This is a genomic window from Gilliamella sp. BG2, from assembly GCF_046635645.1.
Taxonomy (GTDB): Bacteria; Pseudomonadota; Gammaproteobacteria; order Enterobacterales; family Orbaceae; genus Gilliamella; species Gilliamella bombi.
The window spans coordinates 1-1,316 of record NZ_JBIDFF010000071.1; the positions used below are offsets into that span (position 1 = coordinate 1).

A 1,316-nucleotide genomic window follows, 5' to 3' on the forward strand; every position below is an offset into this window, starting at 1 on the left:
TCTTCTAAACAAACAATCTGTGTGAACACTTACGAGCTCTTCGTAAGGAGGTGATCCAACCGCAGGTTCCCCTACGGTTACCTTGTTACGACTTCACCCCAGTCATGAACCACACCGTGGTAAACGCCCTCCCGAAGGTTAAGCTATCTACTTCTGGTGCAACCCACTCCCATGGTGTGACGGGCGGTGTGTACAAGGCCCGGGAACGTATTCACCGTGACATTCTGATTCACGATTACTAGCGATTCCGACTTCATGGAGTCGAGTTGCAGACTCCAATCCGGACTTAGACGTACTTTGTGAGGTCCGCTTACTCTCGCGAGGTCGCCTCCCTTTGTATACGCCATTGTAGCACGTGTGTAGCCCTGGTCGTAAGGGCCATGATGACTTGACGTCGTCCCCACCTTCCTCCGCTTTATCAACGGCAGTCTCCTTTGAGTTCCCGACCTAATCGATGGCAACAAAGGATAAGGGTTGCGCTCGTTGCGGGACTTAACCCAACATTTCACAACACGAGCTGACGACAGCCATGCAGCACCTGTCTCACAGTTCCCGAAGGCACTCTCGTATCTCTACAAGATTCTGTGGATGTCAAGACCAGGTAAGGTTCTTCGCGTTGCATCGAATTAAACCACATGCTCCACCGCTTGTGCGGGCCCCCGTCAATTCATTTGAGTTTTAACCTTGCGGCCGTACTCCCCAGGCGGTCGATTTATCGCGTTAGCTTCGGAGCCCATCACTCTAGGCAACAAACTCCAAATCGACATCGTTTACAGCGTGGACTACCAGGGTATCTAATCCTGTTTGCTCCCCACGCTTTCGCATCTCAGCGTCAGTATCTGTCCAGAAGGCCGCCTTCGCCACCGGTATTCCTCCACATCTCTACGCATTTCACCGCTACACGTGGAATTCTACCTTCCTCTACAATACTCTAGTTAACCAGTTTTAAGTGCAATTCCTAGGTTGAGCCCAGGGCTTTCACACCTAACTTAATTATCCGCCTACATGCCCTTTACGCCCAGTCATTCCGATTAACGCTCGCACCCTCCGTATTACCGCGGCTGCTGGCACGGAGTTAGCCGGTGCTTCTTCTGTGATTAACGTCAATTAATAAACCTATTAGATTCATTACCTTCCTCATCACCGAAAGTACTTTACAACCCGAAGGCCTTCTTCATACACGCGGCATGGCTGCATCAGGGTTCCCCCCATTGTGCAATATTCCCCACTGCTGCCTCCCGTAGGAGTCTGGACCGTGTCTCAGTTCCAGTGTGGCTGGTCATCCTCTCAGACCAGCTAGAGATCGTCGCCTTGGT

1 rRNA gene is annotated in these 1,316 nt (G+C 51.6%); it reads right to left on the minus strand.

Features of this window, described 5'->3' with window-relative positions:
• Positions 1-43: 43 nt before the first annotated feature.
• Positions 44-1,316, minus strand: a 16S ribosomal RNA gene (locus ACGH6Q_RS12315); the annotation flags it as partial.